The organism is Synechococcus sp. CS-205 (assembly GCF_025128255.1).
Lineage (GTDB): Bacteria > Cyanobacteriota > Cyanobacteriia > PCC-6307 > Cyanobiaceae > Regnicoccus_A.
The window spans coordinates 29,821-54,375 of the sequence record NZ_JAHLZB010000012.1 but is presented as its reverse complement, the minus strand read 5'-3'; the positions used below and the strand labels follow the sequence as shown (position 1 = coordinate 54,375).

The window sequence follows — 24,555 nt, the reverse complement described above, 5'->3', positions numbered from 1 at the left end:
GGTCAAGCCTAAGGACCGGCCGGCCCTGCCCAGCCTCCGTGTCCTGCTCCGTGATCAGCCGAAAAAGTCGAGAGGCAAGGGACCCCAGGTGCCGGTGGCCTCCGGATGGCCATCGCTCTGGCCACCGATCAGCAGCCCTTCGCCAAGTCCTGACTCGGCGCGCAGCAGAAAGCGCCCTGTGCGCTGGTTTCCTTTCAGGAACACAGGGCCTTCCACCTCCCCTTCACTCTCGGGTTGCAGGGGGTCCCACCCCTGGGCCGCTTCGCAGGCACGAAGGGCCGCCAGGGCGGTCTGCGCCGAAGGAGCCATCACTCCGACCGTGAACCAGTCGCAGGCCGCCAGACGAGCGTCCAGCTCCCCGCGCAGGGCCTGGCGCTGAACGGTGTCGAGCGAAGGAGCTGTGCGCAGGCCCCTCAGGCTGGCCAGATCCAGGGCCGCCCCCTGATCTGACTGGAGTTGCGGATCGCCGGGGGTGGCGGGGCTGGACGCTGGGGTGCTGCTGGCGTTCATGACGACCTGCTCGGGCTCAGCCACTCTGACGGCTTGAGCAGAAGCGCATGCTCGTGAGGCAGATGCTCAGCCAGATGAAGCCCACGGCTGCTCCGGCGACGATGTCGGTGAGCCAGTGCACCCGGCAGTAGAGCGTGCTCACCCAGATCAGACCCACCCAGAGGGCGGAGCCCAGCACCAGGGGGCGGCGCAGATGCGGGTAGCGCTCCGCCAGGATCGTGCACATCAGGAAGTAGAACACCACGGCTCCGGCGGCATGCCCGCTGGGAAAACTGCGGCCGATCACCTCCACCAGTCGACCCAGGGGCCTGGGGCGATCAAATTGCGGTTTCAACCAGCGATCCACGATCAACAGGATTCCGCTGGTGGCGATGGCCAGCCAGATGAGCTGGTTCCATGACCGCTTGATCAGCAGAAAGATCAGGGCCGCCAACACCAGGACCGCGGTGAATCGGGTGCCGCTCAGTTGATAGACCATCACCAGAACACGGCCCAGTCCCTCGGGGATCCGCTCCCCAATCCAGATCAGTACGGCCTCATCGAAGCCGGGATGCTGCTGGCTGAGCACAACCTGCTCGATCAGGATCACCAACGCTGCAGCAAGGCCGCAGGCCAGCAGGCGGGCCGGTCCGAACAAGCGAAGCCAGCGGCGGGTGGCTGCAACGGTCGGCGCGGAGAGGATCGGGGATTGGGAGGGGATCAAGTGATCAGGCGATCAGATCGTGGGTGTTCCGGGTCACTCATCGTGCCCGATCGTTGGGCGTTGTGCTCCTCGGAACACGCCAGAGTTGATGACCGCTGCGGCCTTCCAGCAGCGTGGCCCCCGGCAGCAGCCGGGACAGATCCCTGAGCCGGTGCTCCTCCCCGAAGATCAGCACGCTGCTGGCGGCCGACTCCGGACCCATGGGCTCGTTCAGAGCGTCCCGCGCCCCTTCCGGGCTGTCCAGGAAGCGGGCCTGTCGGCGGCTGTAGAAGACGACGCTGTAGCGCTTGTAGCCCACCACCCAGAGTGGTTCGCCGGCGCCGGCCAGCTGTCCCGCTCTCTCCGCCAGCTCCCTGACCGGTCGCTGACGCTGGGTTTCCATCAGAGGCGCCAGAGTTGGCACCACCAGGGTGAGCAGCAGAAGCATGGCGGCCAGATCCGGCAGCCAGAGGGCCCTCGGACGGCCCGCTCGCAGCAGCAGGGCGACCAGGGCGATCGCACTGCCCGCCAGGATCAAGGCCAGCACAAGCGGCAGCCCGGAACGGGAAAGGGCCTCGGCGAAGCGGGGATAGGCCGGATCCGTGGCGGCCCAGCGCGGCGCCAGAGCGGCAGCAGGTGCCAGGGCCGCGAAGACCAGGGCATTGATCCAGGCGCTCCAGCGCTGGGGCCGGTCCGGCCAGTCCCCGGTGGTGATCTCGCTGTCTGAGCCTGGCGCAGGGGCGACGTTGGCCAGAGGGAACCAGTAGAGGGCCAGCAGCAGGGCTGCGGCAGGGACCAACGGCAGGATGTAGCCCGCCAACTTGGTGGCGGCGGCCGAGAAGAACAGCAGGACAGCCAGAAACCAGACCAGGCAGAACTGGGCCAGCTGGGCCTGGGGGGGCTGCAGGCTCCAGGCCTTCAGCTTCCAGAAACGCAGTCGTACCAGCGCCAGCGGCAGATGGAACGACCAGGGCAACAGCAGCAGCAACACCCAGGGGAGATAGAAGTGCCAGGGACCGGCGTGGCGGTAGAGCACCGATGTGAAGCGCTGGATGTTGCTGAAGCCGAAGAAGCCTCCGAGGAATGCCATGCCATGGGCGTGGGCGGCCAGGGCGTACCAGGGCAGCACCACCACCAGGAAGATCAGCGCAACCGGCAGCAGAGGCAAGCGCCGGAGGTAGGCGAGCAGCTGGCCCTGGATGATCAGAAACACCAGCACCACCAGTCCAGGCAACACCAGGCCCACCGGCCCCTTGGCCAGCACGGCGATGGCGCTGAACAGGGGCATGGCCACGAAGCCCAGACGGCGGGCTCCGCTGCCGGGCGGCTGGCTGTAGCTGAGAAAGAAACCGAACAGGCTCAGGGCGATGGCACTGGCCAGAAACATGTCGGTGACAGAACTGCGGCCCCAGCCGATCCATCCCGGATTCAGCGCCAGCAGGGCCGCGCCGAAGGCTGCCCTCCGCCAGCGCGAGCGCAGCTCTTCCTCGCCCGAGGCGCTGAACCAGAGCAACCCGAAGCCCGCCAGCACCACGGCACTGGCCGCCAGGGCCACCGGCAGGCGCGCGGCCCACTCGCTCACGCCGAACAGGCGAAAGCTGAGGGCCACCATCCAGTACCCCCAGACGGGGTAATCAAAGAAAAGCTCGCCATTCCACATGGGGGTGATCCAGTCACCCCGCTCGACCATCTGGTGCCCCACCTCCACGAACAGGGCCTCGGTCTTGTCCATCAGGCTGAGGGTGCCGAGGTTCTGAAAGAACGCCAGCCAGCAGAGCAGCAGATAGGCGAAGCCGCTCACCATCCACAGCCGGCGCTGATCTCGCTCCAGCCAGGTCATCCAACCCTGAGTGATCAACACGAAGTCTGGCAAGGGACAGGTGACCATCCTGGCTTCCGCCAGGGTGGATGGTCCCGCCAGTGCCCGTTTGGGCTGCCGAAGTTACTTGATGTACTCCTTGAGCACACCATTGCGGTTGGGGTGGCGCAGCTTGCGCAGGGCCTTGGCTTCGATCTGGCGAATTCGCTCGCGGGTCACGTCAAAGATCTGGCCAATCTCCTCGAGGGTTTTCATGCGACCGTCGTCGAGGCCATAGCGAAGGCGCAGGACATCCCGCTCCCTAGGGCTGAGGGTCGCCAGCACCCCTTCAAGATCTTCCCTTAGAAGATTCTTGGCCACATCCTGCTCAGGATTCTCGATGTCGGCCTCGATGAAGTCGCCCAGGCGTGAATCTTCTTCCTTGCCGATCGGTGTCTCCAGGGAAATGGGGAGTTGGGCAGACTTGGCGATGAAGCGGAGCTTCTCGATCGTCATCTCCATGCTTTCAGCAATCTCCTCCTCAGTGGGTTTGCGGCCAAACTCCTGCGACAGCACCTTGGTGGTCTTCTTGATGCGTGAGATGGTTTCGTAGAGGTGAACGGGCAAGCGAATGGTGCGGCTCTGGTCGGCGATGGCACGGGTGATCGCCTGACGGATCCACCAGGTGGCATAGGTCGAGAACTTGTAACCCTTCTCGTGGTCGAACTTCTCGGCGGCGCGGATCAGGCCGAGGCTGCCTTCCTGGATCAGATCCTGGAAGGAGAGGCCGCGGTTCATGTACTTCTTGGCAATCGAAACCACAAGGCGCAGGTTCGACTGAACCATTTTTTCCTTGGCCCGGCGCCCCAGCATCAGACGCCGACGGAATTTGACCGGTGGCATGTCCACCAGTACCGCCCATTCCTTGTTGTCGGGATGATGACCGTTGTCCTGCTCGAACTGGGCGGCCAGCTCCTCAAGCAGCAGCAGATCAGCGATCTTGCGCGCCAGCTCGATTTCCTCATCGGGACGGAGCAGACGGATTCGGCCGATTTCCTGCAGGTAGACCCGGATCGAATCTTCGGTGTAAACGCCCTTGGGTCCAACCTTGATGCTGGCCAGCGCCTTTTCCTTGGCGGTTATTTTCTTGTCCTTGGCGCCATCGGCGGCACCCAGCAACTGGTCGGCTGCGGCGCTCAGATCCTGGCTGCTCGCGGCCACGACAGCCGCCTTGCCCGCCTCAGCCTTGGGCTTGGCCTTGGCTCTGGACTTGGGGGCCGCTTTGCTGGCCGTTGTCTTGGCTGCGGCCTTGGTGCCGCTGGTTTTGCCGGCTGGGCTTTTGCTGGTGGCCTTGGTGGCCGCCTTGCGGGTGCGCGTGACCTTGTTGGCCGCCGTCACGGCCGCTGCATCGGGACTGACAGAAGGGGAGTCCGGCGTCTGCCCGTCGTTCGCGCTGGCCTTGGACTTCTTGGCGGCGGCTTTCGGTTTGCCCTTGACCGCCACCTCGGCTCCCGTCTGAGCGGCGACGGTCAGGATTTCTGGAGCGCCTGGCTTGGGGCTGGCGGCGGACACTGGGGTCATAGCGGGGCTGCGGCGGAAAACGGAATGATCGACTGGTGAAAAAGTTGGGTCGAAAGGATCAGTTCTGGCCACGCGGCCAGACCAGACGTGCGCGATGACACCATCACGACACAAAATGTTGCTTCAGAGCACCGGTTCTCCCTGGGGAGAACCTGACTCGAGATCAGGCACCATCAGGTGCCTCTTCGAAGCAGCAGGGGCAACAATGACCTAACGACATGGAACGGCCCGGAGGCCAGGCAGTGCTGTCAGGGGTGTTCGCAGACCGGGAGGCTCGGTGGAGGGATGCTCCGATCGGCCTGCTCTTCAGGTCTTCCCACTGGACGGAACTCTGCCTGGTTCCGACAGCAGCCAGTTGAGCTGCTCAACAGTCCTATCTTAAGAAGCCCCTATGGGGTTTGCAAGGCGAATCCTGACGCCGCTGGACACGTCCTCCACCCCCCTCTGGGTCCAGGTCTGGGTGGAGGCCGGTCGTGAGGGTCGGATCTTCACCTACGCCGCTCCGCCGGAACCCAGGCTTGCGGCTGGGGATCTGGTCCGGCTTCGCCTGAGGGGACGTCGCCAGATCGGCCTGGTGGTGGAGGTCCTGGCAGCGCCCCCGGACGATCTCGATCCCGCCGTGATCCAGCCGGTGGAGGGGCTTCACCAGGCCGCCGCCGTGGACCCCCAGTGGCAGGCCCTGCTCCAGGACGTGGCCCATCAGTGCCACACCAGTCTGTTCAGAACGCTGAAGACGGCCTTGCCCCCCGGTTGGCTGGGTCAGCAGACGGGCCGGGCACCGGCGCCGGGTCGCACCCAGCTCTGGCTGGAACTGGTGGAGGTCCCCATGCCGCTCACCTGCCGGCAGAGGGAACTCACCGAGCGGCTGCGGGGACGACCAGGCGCGGCGGCCCCAATGACCACGATCACGCAGTGGGGCTTCAGCCGCTCCCTGGTGCAGAACCTTCAGGGCAAAGGTTGGTTGTCCAGCAGCCAGAGGCCACTGCCTGACGGCACGGCGGCGCCCGGACCCTGGCCCCACCAAGGGAATCCAGAGGCGCCACGCCAGCTGAACCCTGAGCAGCAACAGGCCCTTGAGCAGATCCTCGCGGGCTCCAGCGGCCAGGAGTTCCTCCTCTGGGGAGTGACCGGGGCCGGCAAGACAGAGGTGTACCTGCAGGCAGCGGCCGCCTGCCTGGCCTCGGGCCGCAGTGCCCTGCTGCTCACCCCCGAGATCGGACTGATCCCCCAGTTGCTCGACCGCTGCCGGGCCCGTTTTGCCGGGAGCATCCTGGAGTTCCACAGCGGTCTGTCTCAAGGGGAGCGGATCGCTGCCTGGCGCCGCTGTCTGCAGGCCGGTGGCCGGGAGCCCCTGATGGCCGTGGGCACCCGCTCAGCGGTGTTTCTGCCCCTGGCGCCCCTGGGCCTGGTCATCCTCGACGAGGAGCACGACACCTCCTACAAGCAGGAGAGTCCAATGCCCTGCTACCACGCCAGGGAGGTGGCCCGCCTGCGCTGCCGCCAGAGTGGCGCGCGGTTGGTGCTGGGGAGCGCCACACCTGCACTGGAATCCTGGCTGGCCTGTCGGCGCCCTGGCCAGACCACCACCCTGCTGCGTCTGAGCCAGCGCATCAGCGGTCAGGCCGCAGCGCCTGTGCGCGTGGTGGACCTGCGCCAGGAACTGGCCGAGGGCCATCGACGGCTGATCAGCAGAGCCCTGATGGCGCGCATGGAGCACCTGCAGGAGCGGGGGGAGCAGGCGGTGGTGCTCGTGCCCAGACGCGGCTACAGCAGCTTTCTCAGTTGCCGTAGCTGCGGCGAGGTGGTCGAGTGCCCCCACTGCGACGTGGCCCTCACGGTCCATCGCCTGCGGGATGGCAGCCAGACACTTCGCTGCCATTGGTGCGGTCACCGCCAGCCCCTGGAAGCCCGATGCGGCGGCTGCGGTTCGGCGGCCTTCAAGCCCTTCGGCGCCGGTACCCAGCGGGTGATGGAGCAGCTGGAGCAGGAGCTGGCCGGTCTGCGTCTGTTGCGCTTCGACCGGGACAGCACCCGAGGCAGGGATGGACACCGACGCCTGCTGGCGCGGTTCGCGGCCGGTGAGGCGGATGTGCTGGTGGGGACCCAGATGCTGGCCAAAGGCATGGACCTGCCCCGGGTGACCCTGGCGGTGGTGCTGGCGGCGGATGGCCTCCTGCACCGGCCGGATCTTCGCGCCTCGGAGCACTGCCTGCAGCTTTTGCTGCAACTGGCCGGGCGAGCCGGGCGAGGAGAGCGTCCCGGGGAGGTGATCGTTCAGACCTACCTGCCGGATCACCCAGTGATCCGGCACCTGATTGATGGCCGCTATGACGCCTTTCTCGAGGAGGAACTGGAGGTCCGCCGCCAGGCGGGACTGGTGCCCTTCAGCCGAGCCTGCCTGTTGCGGCTGGGGGGGGCCTCCGCTGCGGCCACTGCCACCGCAGCCGCCTCGCTGGCCGAGAGGCTGAGGCCACGGGTGGACCGGGCCCGCTGGCAGCTGATCGGACCGGCACCGGCACCGGTGGCACGGGTGGCTGGCCGGTACCGCTGGCACCTGCTTCTTCACGGTCCACCAGCCAGCGCCCTGCCACTGCCGCCTGAGGCCGACCTGCGCAACGGCCTGGACCGCAGCGTCAGTCTCGCGATCGATCCCGATCCGATCGAGCTCTAGGTCACACCCTATGGAGAGGGCAGCTCGGGCCAGCCGAATCCCGCCTGCCGGCGCAGGCGCTGCAGCAGCAGGCTGAGACCGAGCAGGCTCGCAATCAGCAGACTGCCCACTCCAAGGGAGCTCCAGCGCCAGCTCCGCAGCTCCAGCCGGTTGAGGGCCCCCAGCTCGAGGGGCCAACAAAGCCCATCACGCTCCGGCACCACCGACCGGGGTTTGGCCCTGCGCACCGCCTGTTCCCCAACGGAGCTGAGCCTCAAGGTCATGCTCAGGCCCGGCAAGGGCTGCACACCGCGAAGATCCAGCTCGAAGCCGATCTGCTGACGAACCCCCAGCAACCAGTTGTGCTCCTTCAGTGACAACTCCGGAGCTGGAAGCCTGGTGCCCGTGAGATCTCCCGCGTCTTTGGCGAGACGCTGCATCAGGGCAGCCGCCTGGGCCGAGGACACCACCCCGCTGCTGAGGCTGAGGCGTCCCTGATCCGGATCCTGGGACAGCCTGATCCGGGCCAGGTCGGGATCGGCGGCGAGGGTGCCTGCGAACTGTCGCTGCCAGGGCAGCCAGCGCCCACTGGCGCTGGTGAGGGTCTGGGTCAGCTCGAGCCGGCCCGGCCCGGCGAAGCCCAGGTCGGTCTCGATCCTCAGGCAACCCCCCAGCAGGCCGGTGAGCAGCAGCAGTGTGGCCAGCACAACCACGGCGAAACCGAACGGTGCCCGGGTGGGACCGACCGGTGGTGGCGGTGGTGGCTCAGGCCGGCGTCTGTCCGGGCGGGACGGGGCCCTGGGCAGGGCCCGTTGCTGCAGGGATTCCACCCCTCCGATCGCCGGCAGGGTGAGCGACCAGTTGTCCGGTCGCTTCAGGCTGGGGGCTTCAAGAATCAGGCTCAGGTCGCGGGCCTGACGGCGCAGGTCGGGATCGGCGCAGGCCTTGAGACCACGCATGCAGCTGGCGGCCCGCTCGGTCTCTCCCTGGCCGATCAGGGCTGTGGCCATCAGCATCCGCGCTCGCCCGCCCATGGGGGCCGTGATGGCATGGGCGGCCACGATCGGCTCCAGCAAACGAAGGCAACGGCCATACTCCCCGCGTTCCAGGGCAGCCTGTGCCGGCGCCAGGAGGTCCTCAGCCACGCCTGGGCGGACCCTTACGCGCAGCTGCACGGCTGCTGCCCACCACCATCGTGCCGACACCGGCATCGCTGAACACCTCCAGCAGCAGGGCATGGGGCACCCGGCCATCAAGGATGTGGGCCGCGCCGACCCCCTGGGCCAGAGCCCTGATGCAGCACTCGGTCTTGGGCGTCATGCCGGCATTGACAATGCCTGTGCGAATCAGCTCCCGGGCTTCAGGCAGGGTGATCTGGCGCAACAGGCTGGAGGGATCCTCCCGGTTCTGCAGGATCCCAGGGGTGTCGGTGAGCAGGATCAGCTTCTCGGCCTGCAGGGCTGCCGCCAGTTCCCCGGCCACCGTGTCGGCATTGATGTTGTGGGCCTGGCCACTGGGGTTGGCTGCCACGCTGGAGATCACCGGGATGTAACCGCTCTGCAACAGGGGGGCGAGCACATCGGGGTTGACCGCAGCCACCTCCCCCACCAGGCCATGGGAGCCCTCTCCCCAGGTGCGCGCTTCCACGAGTGAGCCATCACAGCCGGAAAGCCCGACGGCCCGGCCGCCGACCCGGTTCAGGCCGTTGACGATCTGTTTGTTCACCCGGCCCACCAGCACCATCTCCACCACATCCATGGTGTCGGGATCGGTCACCCGCAACCCATCACGGAATTCGGCAGGGATCTTCAGCTTCTGGAGCCACTGGTTGATCTCCGGCCCTCCGCCGTGGACCACCACGGGCTGAACTCCCACACAGGCCAGCAGGGCCAGATCGCGAAAGACCGCATCCCGCAGATCTTCCCGCACCATTGCCGCACCGCCGTACTTGACGACCACCCGGCGGCCGGCGAAGCGCTGGATGTAAGGAAGTGCCTCGCTGAGAACCGAGACCCGCAGAGTGTCCTCTGCGCTGATGACGGGGTCCTGGCTCAAGAGACGGTGGGGGTTGGGGTGGGCTCGGCCACATCGGTGGCGGGAAGCAGGCTCAGCTCCAGGTCCGATTCGGAGATCGCGCGCAGCTCGGCGCGCAAGCCCGGGCCGAAGAAGCGACCCAGCCGTTCCTGCTTCGCCTGCCAGCGCTCCGGTGGGACCCCATGGCAGCGGAAGTGGAGCACCAGGCCGTAGCCGCCGTCGCAATCCTGCTCAGCCACACTCACCAGTTCGGGGGGCTGGTCGTCGTTCCAGAGCTTGAGCGCTTCGAGGGAGCTTTCCAGATGCGCTTTCTGGCCATATCGCCAACGGGTGACGTCCTTGAGCAGCTTGCGCAGCGGTTCGCTCTCGGGGCGCTCCCGCAGCTCGCGCAGCTCCGATGCAGGTGTGAGCCGGGTCGCCGGAGGCAGCTCCGACGACTTCAGGGCCAGGCCCCCCAGCAAGACCGGAACGCCATAGAACACGCCGGCGAGGCTGATGTTGGGGCTGTCGGTGGCATAGGCGATCGAACCGATCACCGTCAGTGCCGCGCCAAGGATGGTCAGCAGACTGCCGGGTGATGTGAGTGCTTCCATGTGGCCATCTTCCTGCAACGCGGTCCAGGATGGCCACTGTTGCCAAGCCGTTGCCTGAGGCCATGGATCACCCCAGCCCTGATTCTGATCCCAGTGCGAATCAATCAGCCCAGGACCCTTCCCTGTCTGATCCGAGCACCCTCACCCTTCTGGATCAGCTCACCCAGGACCGACTCTGGTTGCTGCAGCAGATCGATGCCGGGCGCTGGCCCGAGCTGAGGCTGGATCTCGCTGCGCTGGAGCGGGAGATCGGCCAGCTGATCGACCAGGCACGCCAGCGGCTCGAGCCAGGCTGAAGGTGGCCTGCCTCAGAAGGGGATCTCATCGTCGTCCTCGGCCAGGTCCGGAACCAGCGGGGCGGTGTTCCAGGTGGGGGGCGGCCCTGCAGCAGGCCTGGGGGCCGGCGCGGCGGGGCGAGACACCTCTCTCGCTGAGGCGCCAGCGGGCTTGGGCGTGGGTGATGGAGCCGACGGGGCCATCGACGGGGCCGTGCTGGAGCCCTGGGCCATCAGAGGGTGCAGACGGGAGAGGGTGAACTCGGCCCGTTTTTCCTTGAGGCCATCGGCGCGGGTCATGGTGCTCATGCGCAGCCGCCCTTCGATCATCAGCCGCTGCCCCTCCTGAACCCGGTTCTGCAGATCCTGGGCGAGATTGCCCCAGCCGACCACCTTCAATTGCCCTGGGGGATCGTCAGGGCGCAGACCGTCAAGCTGGACGGCCATTTCCGCCACCGGGGTCTGGTTGTCCTGGGTGTAGCGCACCTGGGGTGCCTCCAGCACCACCACCTCAAGCAAACAGTGATTCACGACCCCCTCGGCGACAGCGGGCCCCATCCTGATGCACCGACCCAACCCATGGCCGCCAGCAGGGCGGGACGACGGCCGTCGATCTGGCTGCTGAGCGGCACTGGTGAGGGCCCCCTGCTGGCCAGCAGGCTGCTGGCCTCCGGTTGGAGCGTGCAAATTTCGCTGGTGAACGAGGACGCCCTGCGGGCCTATGCACCCCACCCCCATCTGCTGGGGCGTGTGGGAGCTCTGGCCGGCCCCGAGGCGATCGAGTCCGAACTCCTGGGCGGCACCCTGGCCCCCTTCCGCTGGGTGATCGATGCCAGTCACCCCTTCGCCACTGCCATCAGCGCCGATCTGGCGGCGGTCTGTGCCCGCATCGGGCAGCCCCTGCTGCGTCTCTGGCGCCCGCCGGTGCCGCAGCCGCCTGGATCGAGGCTGACGCTGCTTGACCAGCTGCAGGACCTGGCCGACCTGGATCTGGGCGCTGAACGCCTGCTGCTGGCGATCGGGGCCCGCCATCTGGCCAAGGCCGTGGCCCTGGCCGGCGCTCGGGCCAGTTTCGCCCGCATCCTGCCTACCCCCTCCAGCCTGCGACTGGCCCTGGGCGCTGGCCTGCCGGCAGAGGCCCTGGCCTGTCATCGGCCGGGCTCGGGGCCTCCAGGGGCAGAGGGCTGCTCGATCGAGCGTGCCCTGCTGGAGCAGTGGCGCATCACTGCGGTGCTCTGCCGCCAGTCGGGGGGAGCGACCGAGCGGCTCTGGCAGGAGCTCTGCGCTGAGCTTGGTCTCTCCCTGCTGGTGCTGAAGCGCCCTGAGGAGCCACTCTCCGGGGCGCGGCTGTGGTCGCTGGAGGAGTTGCTGGATCAGGTCGGCGGGATCAGCCCAGGTGCTTGGTCACCAGATCCGGCAGCGAGACCCGCGGGCGGGGCCCCAGCTGGGTGATCACCTGACCGGCGCAGAGAGATCCCAGCTGGCCGCAGCGCTCCAGTGGTTCTCCGCGGCACAGCCCCCAGAGAAAGCCGGCGGCATAGAGATCACCAGCTCCGGTGGTGTCAACCAGAGGGCCAAGCACGTAAGGAGGGATGTGGTGCACACGCCCTTCCCCGATCACCACCGACCCGAGGGCTCCACGGGTGAGCACGGCGATCGAGCAGCGGCCCTTCACCTGCTCGATCGCGGCCTCGAAATCATTGCAGCGGTAAAGCGCGGTGATCTCGGCTTCATTGGCGAAGAGCACATCCACATGGCCATCCACCAGCTCCAGGAAGCTGTCCCGGTGGCGCTCGACGCAGAAAGCGTCCGAGAGGGAGAGGGCGACCTGGCCACCGGCGGAGCGCATCACCTCGGCGGCGGCGAGGAAGGCCCGTTTGGCTGCCTCGCCATCCCAGAGGTAGCCCTCCAGATAGAGCAGGCCGGCCTGGCGCACCAGATACAGGTCCAGATCGTCGGGGTCGAGGTCCACCGAAGCGCCCAGATAGGTGCACATCGTGCGCTGGGCATCCGGGGTGACCAGGATCAGGCAACGGGCCGTGGCGGGCCCATCAAGGGCGGCCGGGGTCTCGAAGCGAGCCCCCACGGAACGGATGTCGTGGCTGAAGATCGCCCCCAGCTGGTCGTCGCGCACCCGGCCGATGAATCCGGCCCGGCCGCCCAGCTGGGCCAGGCCGGCCAGGGTGTTGGCGGCGGAGCCGCCGGAGGTTTCCAGCCCCGGGCCGGCAGCGGCGTAGAGCTGCTGGGCCTGCTCCGCATTCACCAGGGACATGCCTCCCTTGCTCAGGCCATGGGCCTCGAGGAAGGCGTCGTCGGAGGTGACCAGCACATCGACGATGGCGTTACCGATGCCGACGACATCAAGCGTGCGTGTGTCGCTGCCCATCATCAAACGTTCAGCAGGGCCCGCTTCGGGCCGTGGATGGGGTCTTCCACCACGATCGTCTGGTCCCGCTGGGCCCCGAGGGACACGATCGCGATCGGCACCTCCATCAGTTCCGCCAGAAAGCGCAGGTAGGCCATGGCGGTGGCAGGCAGATCCTCGAGGGAGCGACAGTCCGCCGTGGAGCATTGCCAACCCGGCAGGGACTGAAAGATCGGGCGGCAACGGGCGAAGGTCTCGGCGCTGCTGGGGAAGTGGTCGATCCGCTCGCCGTCGAGCTCATAGGCCACGCAGACCTGGATTTCATCGAGCTCGTCGAGCACGTCCAGCTTGGTGATCGCCAGACAATCGAGCCCGTTCACCTCCACGGCGTAGCGCCCGATGACGCCATCGAACCAACCGCAGCGCCGGCGGCGGCCGGTGGTGGTGCCGAACTCGCCGCCCCGGTCGCAGAGGTGGTCGTTGAGGCTGCCCTGAAGCTCCGTGGGGAAGGGCCCTTCGCCCACACGGGTGGTGTAGGCCTTGGCCACTCCGATGACCCGGTCGATCAGCGTGGGACCCACCCCGGCCCCGATGCAGGCTCCCCCGGAGACGGGATTCGAGGAGGTGACGTAGGGATAGGTGCCGTGGTCGAGATCGAGCAGGGTGCCCTGGGCACCCTCGAAGAGAATGTTCTTGCGGGAGCGGGCCGCCTGGTGGATGGTGCGGGTGCAATCGACCACGTGGGGGGCCAGGCGCTCCCCGTAGGCGAGATATTCCTTGAGCACCTCCTCGGGATCGAGTGGCTCAAGGCCGTAGATCCTCTCGAGGATCAGATTCTTTTCGGCCAGGGGACCCATCAGCCGCTCGCGCAGGCGACCGGCATCAAGCAGATCGATCACGCGGATGCCGTTGCGATCCGACTTGTCGGCATAGGTGGGGCCGATTCCCCGGCCGGTGGTGCCGATGCGGCGCTCACCCCGGCGTTGCTCCATCGCCTGGTCGAGCAGGCGGTGGTAGGGCATCGTGACGTGAGCTGTGGAAGCCAGTTTCAGCCCGGAAATGTCGATGCCGAAGTCCTCGAGCATGTCGAGCTCATCGAGCATGATGCGCGGATCGACCACCGTGCCTGAGCCGATCAGGCAGATGGTGTCGGGGTAGAGAATTCCAGAGGGAATCAGGTGCAGCTTCAGCACCTTGTCGTCGACCACGATCGTGTGGCCTGCATTCACACCGCCTTGATAACGAACCACCACATCGGCGGATCGGCTCAGCAGATCGGTGATCTTGCCTTTTCCCTCGTCGCCCCACTGTGCACCGATGACGACAACATTGGCCAAGGACACAGCGGCCCGCAGCCGCTTCTAAGCACAAGGGACAAGAGTCTCAGATGACGAGCCCCTTCGTCAAAGGGCCGGGGTCTGCGATCAAACTGGATCCCCGCACTCCAGAGGGTCCGGCATGCCCTGATCGGTGATCAGGTCCCACGCACCACCGTTGTTTCAGCTTTCTTCAGTTCCTTCTCGAGGCGGGTCTTGAGCGCCTCAGGCAAGGGACGGTTGGCGTAGTTGGTGTAGTGCCCAGCCAGGGAGTTCATGGCGGTCTGCATGGTGGTGAACGACGGCAGTCCGTTCACCCGGGACTTGGGCCTGTACAGAGCCACGTAATCGTTGATCAAGACGCGGGCCTCGGCTTCGGCTTCCGCACGGCCCGGATCATCCTGGCTGAGCGCAATGGTTCCCAGCAGCGATTCAGCGACGGTCATGGTGTCGTCGACGTAGGAGCCACTCAAGCTGTTGCTGGCGCTGCCGCAGGCGGTGAGTGAGAGGCTGAGGCATAGCCCGATCGCCAGCAGAGGCGTGAGAGTCCGGCTCCACCAGCTGCCGGAGAGCAGATCCCCCAGGGATGATCTCAGGGCAGTGCGAATGGCTTGGGAGAAGGACCTCCAGACAACAGTCATCAGCATCTCCACACGTGGTTGGGGGATCTTAGGAGTTCCCCGTCGCTGCCAAACCCAGGCGATCGGCCTCGATGTGCTGCTGCATCACGGCCACCACCTCGGTGACGGGACACTCGCGCTTGCTGCCACTCGAGCGCTCCACCAGCTCCACCAGTCCGGAACTGGCGCCGCGACCCACCACGACCCTCCAGGGGATCCCGATCAGATCGGCATCCTTGAACTTCACACCGGCCCGTTCGTTGCGATCATCCAGCAGCACCTCGAGGCCCACCTGCTCAAGCGCGTCGTGGAGCTGTTCTCCCAGAGCCACCTGGACGGAGTCCTGGGCACTGGCCACCACCACGATCACCTCAAAGGGGGCTATCGCCACCGGCCAGCAGATGCCCAGCCCATCGTGGTGCTGCTCAACGGCGGCCTGGGCCAGGCGTGACACACCGATGCCGTAACAGCCCATCCACAGCGGCTCATCCTGGCCCTGCTCATTGGTGAACGTGGCCTCCAGGGCCTGGGAGTACTTGCGCCCGAGCTGAAAGATGTGGCCCACCTCGATGCCGCGGCTGGCCTCGAGGCGCTGACTGGGATCCTGGAAGCAGCGATCACCCGGCTGGGCCGCGCGCAGATCGGCCACGGGCGGGAGTCCCTCGCCCAGGTCCGACCAGCGGGCCCCCACCAGGTGCGTGTCGGGCCGGTTGGCGCCGCAGACGAAGAGCTCAAGCTCCGCCGCCGTGGGATCCGCCAGGCGCAGGAAGCTCATTTGCCAGCTGCGGGCTCCCGCCAGCAGGGCATCGCCCAGATGGGGACCCAGGCTGCCCAGGGGCCAGGGGGGCAGTCCCTCGCTGCGGATCTGCTCGGGGGTGATCGGCTCGATCTCCAGCAGGGCCCCGGCGGCTTCCCCCAGTGCAGTCGTGACGGCGTTGGCGAGCTTGGTGGGGTTGAGCTGCTGATCGCCGCGCAGGCTCACCAGCACCGGCCTCGGTTGGCCTTCGGCGCTGCGGGCCAGCAGGATCAGTACCTTCACGGTCTGGCTGGGCTCGAAGCCATGGGCGGCGCAGAGGTCCTCGATGCTGTGCTGACCGGGTGTCTGGAGCTCGACCACCTCGCCGGTGCTCTTGAGCGGCACGGCGGGTTCCGGCAGTGACCTGGCCCGCTCCTGGTTGGCGGCGTAGCGCCCATCCGGACTGCTGAGGATCAGATCCTCGCCGGTTTCGGCGGTGACCATGAACTCCTGGCTGGCGGAGCCGCCGATGGCACCGCTGTCTGCCTCCACAGCCACGGTGCGAAGTCCACAGCGGCTGAAGATGCGGCGGTAGGCCTGATCCATGCGCTGGTAGGCGAGCCTGAGGTCAGCCTCATCGGCATGGAAGGAATAGGCATCCTTCATGATGAATTCGCGCCCACGCATCAGTCCGAAACGGGGCCGGATTTCATCCCTGAATTTGGTCTGGATCTGGTAGAGGCTCACCGGCAGCTGCCTGTAGGAGCGCAGCAGATCGGCGGCGAGAGCCGTGATCACCTCTTCATGGGTGGGGCCAAGGCCCAGGGAGCGCTCCTGGCGATCCACCAGATGAAACATGATTCCCTCCCCGGCGGTGTAGCCCTGCCAACGTCCGCTGCGTTCCCAGAGGCTGGCGGGCTGCAGGGCAGGCAGCAGGGTTTCCAGGGCGCCGGTGGCGTTCATCTCCTGGCGCACGATCGCCGAGATCTTGCTCAGAACCCTCCAGAGCAGAGGGAGGTAGGCGTACACCCCCGAGGCCACCCGGCGCATGTAGCCACCACGCAGGAGGAGCTTGTGGGAGGGAATCTCCGCTTCCGCGGGATCGTCGCGCAGCGTCACCAGCATCAGGCGGGAGACGCGCATGGAATGCAGTCGCTTCAGAGGGCTGGGACCCTATCACTGAGCCTCGCCGGGGGCCTGGGTCTTGCCGATCAGGGCCGTGGCCGGTTTAATCACCGAACCGAGCGGCATTCGCTCCTGTGGCCTGGCCAGCCAGACTTTCTCTGCTAGCGTCGGCATGCAGTCCCAGCCGTCCAAAATAAGTCTTATGGTTGCACCCTCGGCCGGCTCCAGCGGTGAGCTCCCTCCGACCGTGGGATCCTGGCCGAGCGAGCTTCCCGGTCCAGAGCCCGAGTCGGCTGAAGGTCTGATCGGTATCGACGAGGTCCAGAAAGCGCTGAATCGTTCGCGTGCTTCGGTGTATCGCTACACCAACACCGATCCACGCAACCTCAACCCTCCCTTCAATCCCCGCAAGCTCAACCCCGAATACCGCACCGACCAGAAAGAGGCTTTGCTGTTTCACCCCAACGAGGTGGCTCGTTTCGCCCGGGATGTGCTGCGTATCAAGGAAGTGACCGTGGAGGTGCTCAACTCTCCCTCCACGGCCACGCAGCAGCTGCTCAGCTCGATTCTTCAGGAGCTGCAGGCCATCCGCCACAGCCTTCAGGGCATCGATCACCCCCCCGCGGTGCTCAGCGACAAGAGGGATCAGCTGGGCCAGTCCCGTCCTGCTGCCTGAATCCAGACAGCCCGGGCTGCAGCAGGAGCCCATCAATGGCATATTGATTGAGGCACTGGCATGGGCCGGGGAATCTCGTTCTCTGAATCCCTGGCCAATGCTGCTTCCCGGTTCAGCTGCAGCTACGGCCTGTCCGCCAAGCCTGATCTGTTCCCCGAAGCTGCTCCCTCATCCCTCTCCATGGATTCCGAACCTCCGCGAACCGGCACCAGCACCGCTTACGCCACATCCTCGGCTGTTCACCCTTCGTCGGCCTCTGCTCCCATCGCCATGGCCGCCGGCCTGGTCTCGATCGCCTCAACCCTGGAACCAGGCTCAGCGTCACCCGGAGCCGTGGCCACACCAACGGCCGAAACCGGTGAGGACCCTGACAGTCCGGAGAGCTTTCTGGATCCAGGCTCGCCGCTGCTGGGAGCCACCATTGCCCTGCTGGCTCTGATCGTTCCGGTGGCGGCCGTCCTGCTGGAGCGCAACGCCTTCAGAGCTGATCCCCACTTCGTCATTCCCATCAGCCGTGGACATCAGCAGCCTGGCCGCCTCCCCATCCCAGGGTTTGGTGAATCTGGTGGTGGAAATTCCCGCCGGTAGCCGCAATAAATACGAATACAACAGCGCTGCCGGCCTGATGAAGCTTGATCGGGTGCTTCATTCCTCGGTCCGCTACCCCTTCGATTACGGCTTTGTGCCCAACACCCTTGCCGAGGATGGAGCGCCCCTCGACGCCATGGTGATCATGGAGGAGCCCACCTTCGCCGGCTGCCTGATCACCGCCAGGCCGATCGGCTATCTGGACATGATCGACAGCGGTGCCCATGACGGGAAACTGCTCTGTGTGCCGGAGGCCGATGGCCGCCAGAGCAGTCTGCGCAGCATTCGCCAGATCGCGCCCAATCAGCTCGAGGACGTCGCCGAGTTCTTCCGCACCTACAAGAATCTGGCCGGTCGACCGGTGCAGATCATCGGCTGGGAAGACGCCGGTGCCGTGCCTGCCCTGCTGGAGCGCTGCATCCAGGCAGCCCGTTCCGATCAGGGAGAGCGCTGAAGCAGGAATCCCTCGTAGTCGAGGGCCTGGAACACGCGGGCCGGATCGCCGAACCCGGCGGCATTCACCAGAGCCGTGAGCCGGGCCAGACCCACGGGGTGCGCCCCATGGGTGAGCGGCTCGAGCAAGGCAAGGGGAGCCCGCAGCTGCGAAGCCCTCTGGAAGCCGAGCCAGGCCTCCGCCATCTGGTCTTCCAGCAAAGGAAGGGCCGGACGCATCAGATCCACAAGCACCAGCTGCCCCCCGGGCCGAAGGCAGCGAGCCAGAGCGGAGAGAAAGGCCAGTTTGCTGCCGTCATCGGGGAGAGACTGCAGCACCAGCACCGAGAGAGCCCCATCGAAACAGGCCTCACCCTGGAGATCCTCGACCGTGCTCTCAAGCCAGTTGAGTCCCTCCGCCAGGGGGCCGAGACGTTGCTGGGCAGCACTGAGCATGGCCTTGGAAGGGTCGATCGCGCTCAGGCGCCAGTCGGGCCGTTGAGCCACGGCCTCCACCAGCTCGGCGCCGGTACCGCAGCCGGCCACCAGCACCTCCGCTCCGTTCGGTCCAGCCAGGGGCGAGGCCGCCAGCAGGGCCACCGAGAGACGGGCGAGGCTGGCGTACCCGGGGATCAGCCCCTGCACCACCAGGTCATACCCGGAAAGTTCGCCGCCGGTCGGTGCAGCCATGGCCTTGTCCGTGCTCTGCAGGATCGTAGGCAGCGGCAGTGCTTCCGCTGGACCAACAACCATTGCAAGGCGGATCCCCAAGGCCCGCTGGGCAGGTAGGTTGGTTCGCGCCTGTAGCCTCTGCGACCCGTGCCCACCATCAGCTTCGACAATGAGGGCCAGAAGGTTGGTTGCATCGAGGGGGCCAACCTGCGCCAGGCGGCTCTTGATGCCGGCATCAACCCTTACAAGGGTCTGAACAATCTCAACAACTGCGGCGGTCTGGGTCAGTGCGGCACCTGCGTGGTTGAAGTGCTCGAAGGCGCTCAGAACCTCTCCCCCCGCAGCGATGTCGAGCAGGTCTATCTGGCCGACCGCCCTGCCAGTTACCGCCTCAGCTGTCGCACCAGCGTCAATGGCGACGTGACTGTGCGCACCCGTCCGGATGCCGCCGTCGGCAAAGGCTCCAACAGCCTGGTGGGCGCCTTGAAATCCCTGGTCGGGCGGAAGTGAGTCCGGCTGGCGACTCCAGAGGAGATCGTCCACGGCTGTACAGCTATTCGAAATGCTCCACCTGCCGCCGGGCCCTGAGCTGGCTTGCCGCCGAGGGCATCGAGGTTGACCTGGTGGACATCACCCTGGCGCCGCCGTCCAAGCAGCAACTCCAGCAGATCTGGGCCGGCCTTCCTGATCCCCGCCGGCTGTTCAACACCAGCGGAGCCAGCTACAGGGCCCTGGGAGCCAGCAGGGTCAAGGCGATGTCTCCAGAGGAGGCCATCGCTGCCCTGGCCGCTGACGGAAAGTTGATCCGCCGACCGCTTCTGGTGGCCGACGATGGCAGGGTGCTCATCGGCTTTGATCCTCAGATCTGGCAACAGTCTCTGAGTCCCCGTCCCCTGGGGTCGCAGGTGGAACCGTGAGCTGATCCAGCTCACGAATCAGGGCATCGATCCCCGTGCGGTTGATCTGGCCCAGGTAAGTCAACTTGAGCTCCTCGAGCAGGGCACAGACCAGCTGCTGACTCCGCTCCAGCACCGGCCCATGTTCAAGGGCCTCGGCCAGCTCGTCCCAGAAGCGATCAACGCAGTCACGCAACAGATCGATCTGGCGGTTGTCCTGCTGCTGCAGCCGGGACCCTGCTCCACGCGAGAGCTCCATCAGGCTGTCCACCAGCCCGGCGGCCAGCTGCTGGGTGAGTTCCTTTTCCACCTGCATCAACAGTTGGAGCTGGCGCAGCCCGGGTGGTACCACCATCGACTGCAGGGACTGCTGGAGCGCATGGGCCAGAACCGCCTGCAGCTGGGGTGCCATCCGGGGGCCCACCTGGCTGAGCAGCAGTGGACCCCAGATGCGTGTCAGTTCCACCAGCTCACGCTCGTCGTTGATCGACACGGTCTGATGGCTGCGAAGGCGACGGATCCGCTCAGGCCACTGGGGAGAGCGGATCACCCCCTGGGCGCCGTCCATCAGCTGCAGGGCCAGCACCTCGAACAGCTCCACCGCCAGCAGGGCGACCACCGCGCGGCTGACCACCGCCCGCAGTGGTTCCATGTTCACCAGGCCACTGGTCTGGAGACGCTCCACCACCGGAATCAGGCGCAGCCAGCGCCAGAACGGCATCAACAGGGGAAGATCGGTCCATCGACGCAGAAGGGCATCACCCCAGCTCAGGCCAGGAAGCCGGCGACGCAGGCGTGCGGCCCGCAACAGGATGTCCGCCAGGAAGACGCTCTGGAACAGCAACAGATCGATGCGCCAGAAGTCGTCGGTGGGACGGCCGTTCTCGTCGATCGATCGCCAGTAGTTGGTGGCCACCAGTGGCAACACCTGTTGCTGCCAGAAGCGCCGCTCCTCGTTCCAGGACTGGCGCTTCAGCCACTCGTCACCGAGAAGCTTTTCAGCCGATTGCTTGGCTGAATCCAGGTCGGCCCTCTCCCGCAGGCGGTTCTTGATTTTCTCCAGGGTTCCGGAGTTCCCCGAGGCCAGAAAAGGGTTGTCATCGATCATCGCCCTTGTCATCGCAACCTGCCGCTCCCGCAGGTCGCCAGCCGGGGAGCCCGCCAGCAGGGCACGATCCATCCGATCGAAGGCATCCAGGTAGGCCTGGGTCTCTCGGTGGGGCTCGATTCCCTTGACCGGGTCGTAGAGCGGGGTGATATCGGGGAGAAAGCCGAGCCGCAGCACCAGTGGGGCCGAGGGCAGCGGATAGAGATTTCGCTGCAGCCAGAAGGTGCGCAGGGGCACGTAGCTGATGTCGAAGCAGACCCAGAGCAGGTTGAACGTGGCCCAGAGCGCCACGAACTGATCCCAGCGGTGTCCAAGGCGGTTGCTGGCCACCGATGACCTCAGATGCCAGCGCGGCCGAACCATGGAGAACAGCGTCGATCGAACCAGGGTAGGCAGCAGAACTCCCCCGCTCCGGAGCCCTAAGGTGGCCGGCTCCAGCCGGCACACGACAGGCTGGAGACCGCTTCCCCAGCAGGAGACCATTGAGCGCCGAGGACTCCCCTTCACCCACGACACCAGCGGGGACACCTGATTCCGACCAGGGCCACGCCGGGCAGCGCACCGAAAGTTCCTGGGCGTTCTGGCGCAGCGTGCTGCTCACCCTGGCGGTGGCCCTGGGGATTCGCCAGTTTCTGTTGGAGGCCCGCTTCATCCCGTCCGGATCGATGCTGCCCGGCCTGCAGATCCAGGACCGCCTGCTGGTGGAGAAGATCAGCTTCCGCAGCCGAGCACCCAGGCGGGGAGAAATCGTTGTCTTCCACTCCCCCTTTCACTTCGATCCCGCCCTGCAGGCGAATCAGAGCTCCGGTCCGCTGAGCTGTCTGCTGGTGAACCTTCCCCTGATCGGCTCGATCCCCGGCCTGCAGCAGCCCGCCTGCGATGCCTACATCAAGCGGGTGGTGGCGATCCCCGGCGACCGGGTGGTGGTCAACCCGCGCGGTCAGGTGAGCATCAACGGCCAGGCAGTCAGCGAGCCCTACGTCAGCAACCTCTGCCCGATCGACAGCCAGGGAATCGGTCCCTGCCGCACCCTCGACACCGTGGTGCCCCCGGGGGCCGTGCTGGTCCTCGGAGACAACCGCGCCAACAGCTGGGACGGACGGTTCTGGCCCGGTGGTGCGTTCCTGCCCCAGAAGGAGATCATCGGTCGGGCCTTCTACCGGTTCTGGCCTCTCGACCGCACGGGCCCCCTGGGGGACCCGGATCCCCTCAGCGAGGCCCCAGCCAAAGTCGGGGCAGCAACCCCGTCGCCAGCACCCGCCCCCTGAGCCGCAGGCCCCCACAGGGCTGATTGGCCCCTTTGGAGGCATAGCCATCCGCGCTGGGAGTCCACTCCTGGTCGGGGTCGAACAGGATCCATCGCCTGGAGCCCACATCAAGCCTGGGCGCCTCCAGGTCGAGCACCCGCGCAGGTCCCCAGCACAGGGCCCGCCAGAGCTGCGCCGGGCTCCAGCCCTGATCGCGAACCAACTGCTGCCACAGCAGCGGTAAGACGTAGCGATGGCCAGCCAGACCAGGACGACGCTGGTCGAGAGGCAGAAGCTGTTCCTCTGGATCCAGCGGTTGATGGTTCACCGCTACTGCGCTGATCACTCCATCGGAGAGGGCCGCCACCAGGGCGCGGCGATCATCCGGTGTGCCGAGGGACGGCACCAGTCGCCATCCCTCGGCCACGGGATCGAGGCTGCCGCTGTCGGTCACCAGGTGCCACCAGCAGACCGTGGCCAACGGGGCGGGATCAGCAGCCCGCAGCAGCTTCACCCCGGCGGCGGTCGAGACGTTCGCCAGTCTCAGCCGCACCTGCGGCAGGGAGGCCGCCAGCGTCAGAAGGCTCTGCAATGGAATGATTTCACTCAGCGCCGGATCAAGGGGCCAGCCGGCCCGCAGAGCCTCGACCCCCTCGCGCACGAAGCCGCCCCGATCAAGACTGGCGTCACGCGGTGCCAGCAGAACCGGTCGGTCACCGCTTTCGCCGATACTCAACCCTCGCTCCACCAGGGCCAGGGGGGGTAGATCTCCCTCCTCCGCCAGCCCGATCGCGCCGGCCGCCAGCAGATCGGCATGGGCGGAGAGATCCACTCCTCGGCCGGAGAGGCTGAACCCACCCCAGAGCGGCAGCTCGAAGGGGGGCGGCGCAGCCAGGCGGAGGCACTCGGGGCGATCGCGCCAGTTGCGGGCTCTAGGCAGCAGTGCAACCGTGCCATAGCCAGCCGCTGCGGCTGAACGGATCAGGCTCTCGAGGGTTTCGGCGCGTCCGTCTTCAGGCTCCTCCAGAACGCTGTGGGGATCCACCAAGGCAGGGGCCAGCAGCCAGGAGCCGCCGGGCCGTGCCGTCAGGCCCAGCGCCCTGGCCCCCTCCAGGGCGCTGGAGCCGATCGCCGAAATCACCCCGTCCTCGAGCAGCACATCGCTGCGTTCAAGCGGTTGATCAGACCCCTGCAGCAGCTGGATGTCCTGCAGCAGGAGTGTCGTCATCAGAGAGCGCCTGCGGCGGTGCGGTCGATCACCCCCCCCAGATGGGTGGTGAGGTTCAAGCAGGTGACCACCGGCAGCCTCCCGCTGCTGGCCTGAGGCGGCCAGTCGATCACGCTGACCCCGCCATTGCCCTGTTTGACCATCCAGATGTCGGCAGGGGAGAGGCCCAGCAGAGCGCAGAGGATCGTCTTGTTGACGGCATCGTGGGCCACCACAAGGGCGGTCTCCTCAGCCTCCAGGCCCTCGGCGATGGCTCTCCAGCAGGCCAGCGCGCGATCCCAGACCTGCTGAAGGTTCTCGCCATCGGGCATCTGCACGGTGTGGGGCGCCTGCTTCCACTGCAGCAGCAGCTCCCCCCACTGCTCGGTGATCTCCTGCTCCAGGCGACCCTCCCACTGGCCGTGGCCGATCTCCACCAGGCCCTCCCGGCTGCTGAGGGGCACCTCGGGGTGGGCGGTGAGGATCGCTTCGGCGGTCTGCCTTGGTCTTGCCATCGAGCTGGTGAAGGCCCGCTGGATCGGCACGTCCCTGAGGAACTCGGCCGCTGAGCTGGCCTGGGCCTGGCCATGGGCATTGAGGGGGATATCGATCTGCCCCTGGAAGCGGCCCTGGCGGTTCCAGTCGGTTTCGCCGTGGCGCACCAGCAGCAGGCGCGCGCCTGCTCCTTTCGGCGGCAGACCATGGCCGAGGTGCGCCGTGACATTGAGCGATTCGATCTGCACCTGAAGGCCAGCATCGGGCAGGGGCAGCAGGTTGAACACCGAGAGCGACGCATTGTCGAGCCGGAGGCCCTGAAAGCGGCTGGCGGGCAGCCCCAGCAATTGCAGCACCAGGCAGCGCAGGATGGCGCTGTGGGCCACCACCAGCACGGTGGCTGAGGTCTGCTGGTCGGAGGCCTGAAGATGCTTGCGTTCCAGGCGATCCAGCCAGCGGCGGGCCTGGTCCATCAGCTCCGGGATCGGCCTGAACCGGGTGCCGTCGGGACGCTCCAGCTCCAGGCATTCGGGAGCCTCCCTCCAGAGGCGGTAGGCGTCGGGAAAGCGCTCCTCCACCTCCACCCCCCGAAGGCCACACCAGGGGGAGAGATCCACCTCCAGCAGGTCGTCATCGAGCGTGGCGGTGAGTCCGCCCCCCTGGGCCTCCAGCAGATGGGCGGCGGTGGCGGTGGCGCGGCTGAGCGGTGAGCTGTAGGCCGCATCGATCTGGAGGTCCGCCAGTGCCGCGCCGGTGAGGCGTGCCTGTCGCGTCCCCTCCTCGGTGAGGGAGGAGAGATCGTCCCGGCCCTGAATGCGGCGTTCACTGTTGAAGCTGCTGAGTCCATGACGGACGAGCAGAAGCCGAAGGGGCACGGGGTCTGGAGCCGGAAGCGCCGCCATCGTATTGGGAGGGAACCCTGGTCGTCCCGTGGCGAGACTCCGGCTCG

General features: G+C 66.7%; 25 protein-coding genes. 9 read left to right on the top strand and 16 right to left on the bottom strand.

Going from position 1 to position 24,555, the window contains the following annotated elements:
* Positions 1-54 precede the first annotated feature (54 nt).
* The 4 genes from KQ297_RS02560 to rpoD form a co-directional block, all read right to left on the bottom strand.
* Entirely contained in the window at positions 55-510 is a 456-nt protein-coding gene (locus KQ297_RS02560; protein WP_259738048.1) for a DUF1824 family protein, read from the bottom strand.
* A gap of 16 nt (positions 511-526) precedes the next feature.
* The gene (locus tag KQ297_RS02555) at positions 527-1,213 is read right to left on the bottom strand and encodes a phosphatase PAP2 family protein (protein WP_259738047.1); all 687 of its coding nucleotides are present in this window, start codon (positions 1,211-1,213) and stop codon (positions 527-529) included.
* 37 nt (positions 1,214-1,250) lie between these two features.
* A complete protein-coding gene (locus KQ297_RS02550) occupies positions 1,251-3,053 on the bottom strand; it encodes a glycosyltransferase family 39 protein (RefSeq protein WP_259738046.1) in 1,803 nt (600 codons plus the stop codon).
* A gap of 81 nt (positions 3,054-3,134) precedes the next feature.
* Positions 3,135-4,571 carry an RNA polymerase sigma factor RpoD gene (rpoD, locus tag KQ297_RS02545; RefSeq protein WP_259738045.1) on the bottom strand — a complete coding sequence of 479 codons (1,437 nt, stop codon included), beginning with the start codon at positions 4,569-4,571 and terminating at the stop codon, positions 3,135-3,137.
* Positions 4,572-4,962: 391 nt separating this feature from the next.
* Here rpoD and priA point away from each other — a divergent pair, with 391 nt between their 5' ends.
* A complete protein-coding gene (priA, locus tag KQ297_RS02540) occupies positions 4,963-7,242 on the top strand; it encodes a primosomal protein N' (protein ID WP_259738044.1) in 2,280 nt (759 codons plus the stop codon).
* A gap of 8 nt (positions 7,243-7,250) precedes the next feature.
* Here priA and KQ297_RS02535 read toward each other — a convergent pair whose 3' ends face one another.
* From KQ297_RS02535 to KQ297_RS02525, 3 genes are read right to left on the bottom strand one after another with little or no spacing between them, the layout of a single operon-like run.
* Positions 7,251-8,366: a DUF3153 domain-containing protein gene (locus KQ297_RS02535; RefSeq protein ID WP_259738043.1), complete on the bottom strand. Its 1,116-nt coding sequence runs from the start codon at positions 8,364-8,366 to the stop codon at positions 7,251-7,253.
* Positions 8,359-9,276: an acetylglutamate kinase gene (argB, locus tag KQ297_RS02530; RefSeq protein ID WP_259738042.1), complete on the bottom strand. Its 918-nt coding sequence runs from the start codon at positions 9,274-9,276 to the stop codon at positions 8,359-8,361. Before argB ends, KQ297_RS02535 begins: the two co-directional genes overlap by 8 nt.
* A complete protein-coding gene (locus KQ297_RS02525; protein ID WP_185465222.1) occupies positions 9,273-9,848 on the bottom strand; it encodes a DUF2854 domain-containing protein in 576 nt (191 codons plus the stop codon). Before KQ297_RS02525 ends, argB begins: the two co-directional genes overlap by 4 nt.
* A 29-nt stretch (positions 9,849-9,877) precedes the next feature.
* Here KQ297_RS02525 and KQ297_RS02520 point away from each other — a divergent pair, with 29 nt between their 5' ends.
* Complete coding sequence (locus KQ297_RS02520) at positions 9,878-10,144, top strand: hypothetical protein (protein ID WP_311133973.1); 267 nt, start codon at positions 9,878-9,880, stop codon at positions 10,142-10,144.
* 12 nt (positions 10,145-10,156) lie between these two features.
* On the opposite strand, the gene KQ297_RS02515 is transcribed toward KQ297_RS02520, so the two are convergent.
* On the bottom strand, positions 10,157-10,654 hold the full coding sequence (locus KQ297_RS02515) for a single-stranded DNA-binding protein (protein WP_259738041.1): 498 nt from the start codon (positions 10,652-10,654) through the stop codon (positions 10,157-10,159).
* Between the two features lie 48 nt (positions 10,655-10,702).
* Between KQ297_RS02515 and KQ297_RS02510 the strand changes: the two genes are divergently transcribed.
* Positions 10,703-11,575: a precorrin-6A/cobalt-precorrin-6A reductase gene (locus tag KQ297_RS02510; RefSeq protein ID WP_259738040.1), complete on the top strand. Its 873-nt coding sequence runs from the start codon at positions 10,703-10,705 to the stop codon at positions 11,573-11,575.
* Here KQ297_RS02510 and KQ297_RS02505 read toward each other — a convergent pair.
* The 4 genes from KQ297_RS02505 to KQ297_RS02490 form a co-directional block, all read right to left on the bottom strand.
* Positions 11,511-12,509, bottom strand: coding sequence for an adenosine kinase (locus tag KQ297_RS02505; RefSeq protein WP_259738039.1), 999 nt, complete (start codon positions 12,507-12,509; stop codon positions 11,511-11,513). The genes KQ297_RS02510 and KQ297_RS02505 overlap by 65 nt on opposite strands.
* A gap of 2 nt (positions 12,510-12,511) precedes the next feature.
* Positions 12,512-13,831 (bottom strand): adenylosuccinate synthase, encoded by a 1,320-nt coding sequence (locus KQ297_RS02500; RefSeq protein WP_259738038.1) that lies wholly within the window; start codon positions 13,829-13,831, stop codon positions 12,512-12,514.
* A gap of 131 nt (positions 13,832-13,962) precedes the next feature.
* Positions 13,963-14,445 carry a photosystem II protein Psb27 gene (gene psb27, locus KQ297_RS02495; protein WP_259738037.1) on the bottom strand — a complete coding sequence of 161 codons (483 nt, stop codon included), beginning with the start codon at positions 14,443-14,445 and terminating at the stop codon, positions 13,963-13,965.
* 28 nt (positions 14,446-14,473) lie between these two features.
* Entirely contained in the window at positions 14,474-16,303 is a 1,830-nt protein-coding gene (locus KQ297_RS02490; RefSeq protein ID WP_259738036.1) for a proline--tRNA ligase, read from the bottom strand.
* Between the two features lie 184 nt (positions 16,304-16,487).
* Here KQ297_RS02490 and KQ297_RS02485 point away from each other — a divergent pair, with 184 nt between their 5' ends.
* The 3 genes from KQ297_RS02485 to KQ297_RS02475 all read left to right on the top strand — a co-directional run bounded on the left by KQ297_RS02485 (position 16,488) and on the right by KQ297_RS02475 (position 18,003).
* The gene (locus KQ297_RS02485) at positions 16,488-16,961 is read left to right on the top strand and encodes a hypothetical protein (RefSeq protein ID WP_259738035.1); all 474 of its coding nucleotides are present in this window, start codon (positions 16,488-16,490) and stop codon (positions 16,959-16,961) included.
* A gap of 180 nt (positions 16,962-17,141) precedes the next feature.
* Complete coding sequence (locus tag KQ297_RS02480) at positions 17,142-17,549, top strand: hypothetical protein (RefSeq protein WP_259738034.1); 408 nt, start codon at positions 17,142-17,144, stop codon at positions 17,547-17,549.
* Positions 17,476-18,003, top strand: a complete 528-nt coding sequence (locus tag KQ297_RS02475; protein WP_259738033.1) for an inorganic diphosphatase — start codon at positions 17,476-17,478, stop codon at positions 18,001-18,003. The genes KQ297_RS02480 and KQ297_RS02475 overlap by 74 nt, the downstream gene beginning before the upstream one ends.
* Here KQ297_RS02475 and KQ297_RS02470 read toward each other — a convergent pair.
* Positions 17,988-18,671: a class I SAM-dependent methyltransferase gene (locus KQ297_RS02470; protein ID WP_259738032.1), complete on the bottom strand. Its 684-nt coding sequence runs from the start codon at positions 18,669-18,671 to the stop codon at positions 17,988-17,990. The two genes, KQ297_RS02475 and KQ297_RS02470, sit on opposite strands and share 16 nt — an antisense overlap.
* A 129-nt stretch (positions 18,672-18,800) precedes the next feature.
* Between KQ297_RS02470 and KQ297_RS02465 the strand changes: the two genes are divergently transcribed.
* On the top strand, positions 18,801-19,163 hold the full coding sequence (locus KQ297_RS02465; RefSeq protein ID WP_259738031.1) for a (2Fe-2S)-binding protein: 363 nt from the start codon (positions 18,801-18,803) through the stop codon (positions 19,161-19,163).
* On the top strand, positions 19,160-19,570 hold the full coding sequence (locus KQ297_RS02460) for a Spx/MgsR family RNA polymerase-binding regulatory protein (protein ID WP_259738030.1): 411 nt from the start codon (positions 19,160-19,162) through the stop codon (positions 19,568-19,570). Before KQ297_RS02465 ends, KQ297_RS02460 begins: the two co-directional genes overlap by 4 nt.
* On the opposite strand, the gene KQ297_RS02455 is transcribed toward KQ297_RS02460, so the two are convergent.
* Positions 19,497-21,020 carry a hypothetical protein gene (locus KQ297_RS02455; protein WP_259738029.1) on the bottom strand — a complete coding sequence of 508 codons (1,524 nt, stop codon included), beginning with the start codon at positions 21,018-21,020 and terminating at the stop codon, positions 19,497-19,499. The two genes, KQ297_RS02460 and KQ297_RS02455, sit on opposite strands and share 74 nt — an antisense overlap.
* A 119-nt stretch (positions 21,021-21,139) precedes the next feature.
* On the opposite strand from KQ297_RS02455, the gene lepB reads away from it, so the two are divergent.
* Positions 21,140-21,925 carry a signal peptidase I gene (lepB, locus tag KQ297_RS02450; RefSeq protein WP_399251042.1) on the top strand — a complete coding sequence of 262 codons (786 nt, stop codon included), beginning with the start codon at positions 21,140-21,142 and terminating at the stop codon, positions 21,923-21,925.
* On the opposite strand, the gene KQ297_RS02445 is transcribed toward lepB, so the two are convergent.
* A complete protein-coding gene (locus tag KQ297_RS02445; protein ID WP_259738028.1) occupies positions 21,867-23,132 on the bottom strand; it encodes a dihydroorotase in 1,266 nt (421 codons plus the stop codon). The genes lepB and KQ297_RS02445 overlap by 59 nt on opposite strands.
* Complete coding sequence (locus tag KQ297_RS02440; RefSeq protein ID WP_259738027.1) at positions 23,132-24,481, bottom strand: histidine phosphatase family protein; 1,350 nt, start codon at positions 24,479-24,481, stop codon at positions 23,132-23,134. The genes KQ297_RS02445 and KQ297_RS02440 overlap by 1 nt, the downstream gene beginning before the upstream one ends.
* Positions 24,482-24,555 lie beyond the last annotated feature (74 nt).

What these genes read in the sequence shown, in the direction of transcription:
- KQ297_RS02560 (WP_259738048.1), bottom strand. Translation starts at nt 510, where the DNA reads ATGAACGCCAGCAGCACCCCAGCGTCCAGCCCCGCCACCCCCGGCGAT.
- rpoD (WP_259738045.1), bottom strand. Translation starts at nt 4,571, where the DNA reads ATGACCCCAGTGTCCGCCGCCAGCCCCAAGCCAGGCGCTCCAGAAATC.
- priA (WP_259738044.1), top strand. Translation starts at nt 4,963, where the DNA reads ATGGGGTTTGCAAGGCGAATCCTGACGCCGCTGGACACGTCCTCCACC.
- KQ297_RS02525 (WP_185465222.1), bottom strand. Translation starts at nt 9,848, where the DNA reads ATGGAAGCACTCACATCACCCGGCAGTCTGCTGACCATCCTTGGCGCG.
- KQ297_RS02520 (WP_311133973.1), top strand. Translation starts at nt 9,878, where the DNA reads ATGGCCACTGTTGCCAAGCCGTTGCCTGAGGCCATGGATCACCCCAGC.
- KQ297_RS02510 (WP_259738040.1), top strand. Translation starts at nt 10,703, where the DNA reads ATGGCCGCCAGCAGGGCGGGACGACGGCCGTCGATCTGGCTGCTGAGC.
- KQ297_RS02505 (WP_259738039.1), bottom strand. Translation starts at nt 12,509, where the DNA reads ATGGGCAGCGACACACGCACGCTTGATGTCGTCGGCATCGGTAACGCC.
- psb27 (WP_259738037.1), bottom strand. Translation starts at nt 14,445, where the DNA reads ATGACTGTTGTCTGGAGGTCCTTCTCCCAAGCCATTCGCACTGCCCTG.
- KQ297_RS02490 (WP_259738036.1), bottom strand. Translation starts at nt 16,303, where the DNA reads ATGCGCGTCTCCCGCCTGATGCTGGTGACGCTGCGCGACGATCCCGCG.
- KQ297_RS02485 (WP_259738035.1), top strand. Translation starts at nt 16,488, where the DNA reads ATGGTTGCACCCTCGGCCGGCTCCAGCGGTGAGCTCCCTCCGACCGTG.
- KQ297_RS02480 (WP_259738034.1), top strand. Translation starts at nt 17,142, where the DNA reads ATGGATTCCGAACCTCCGCGAACCGGCACCAGCACCGCTTACGCCACA.
- KQ297_RS02470 (WP_259738032.1), bottom strand. Translation starts at nt 18,671, where the DNA reads ATGGCTGCACCGACCGGCGGCGAACTTTCCGGGTATGACCTGGTGGTG.
- KQ297_RS02455 (WP_259738029.1), bottom strand. Translation starts at nt 21,020, where the DNA reads ATGGTTCGGCCGCGCTGGCATCTGAGGTCATCGGTGGCCAGCAACCGC.
- KQ297_RS02445 (WP_259738028.1), bottom strand. Translation starts at nt 23,132, where the DNA reads ATGACGACACTCCTGCTGCAGGACATCCAGCTGCTGCAGGGGTCTGAT.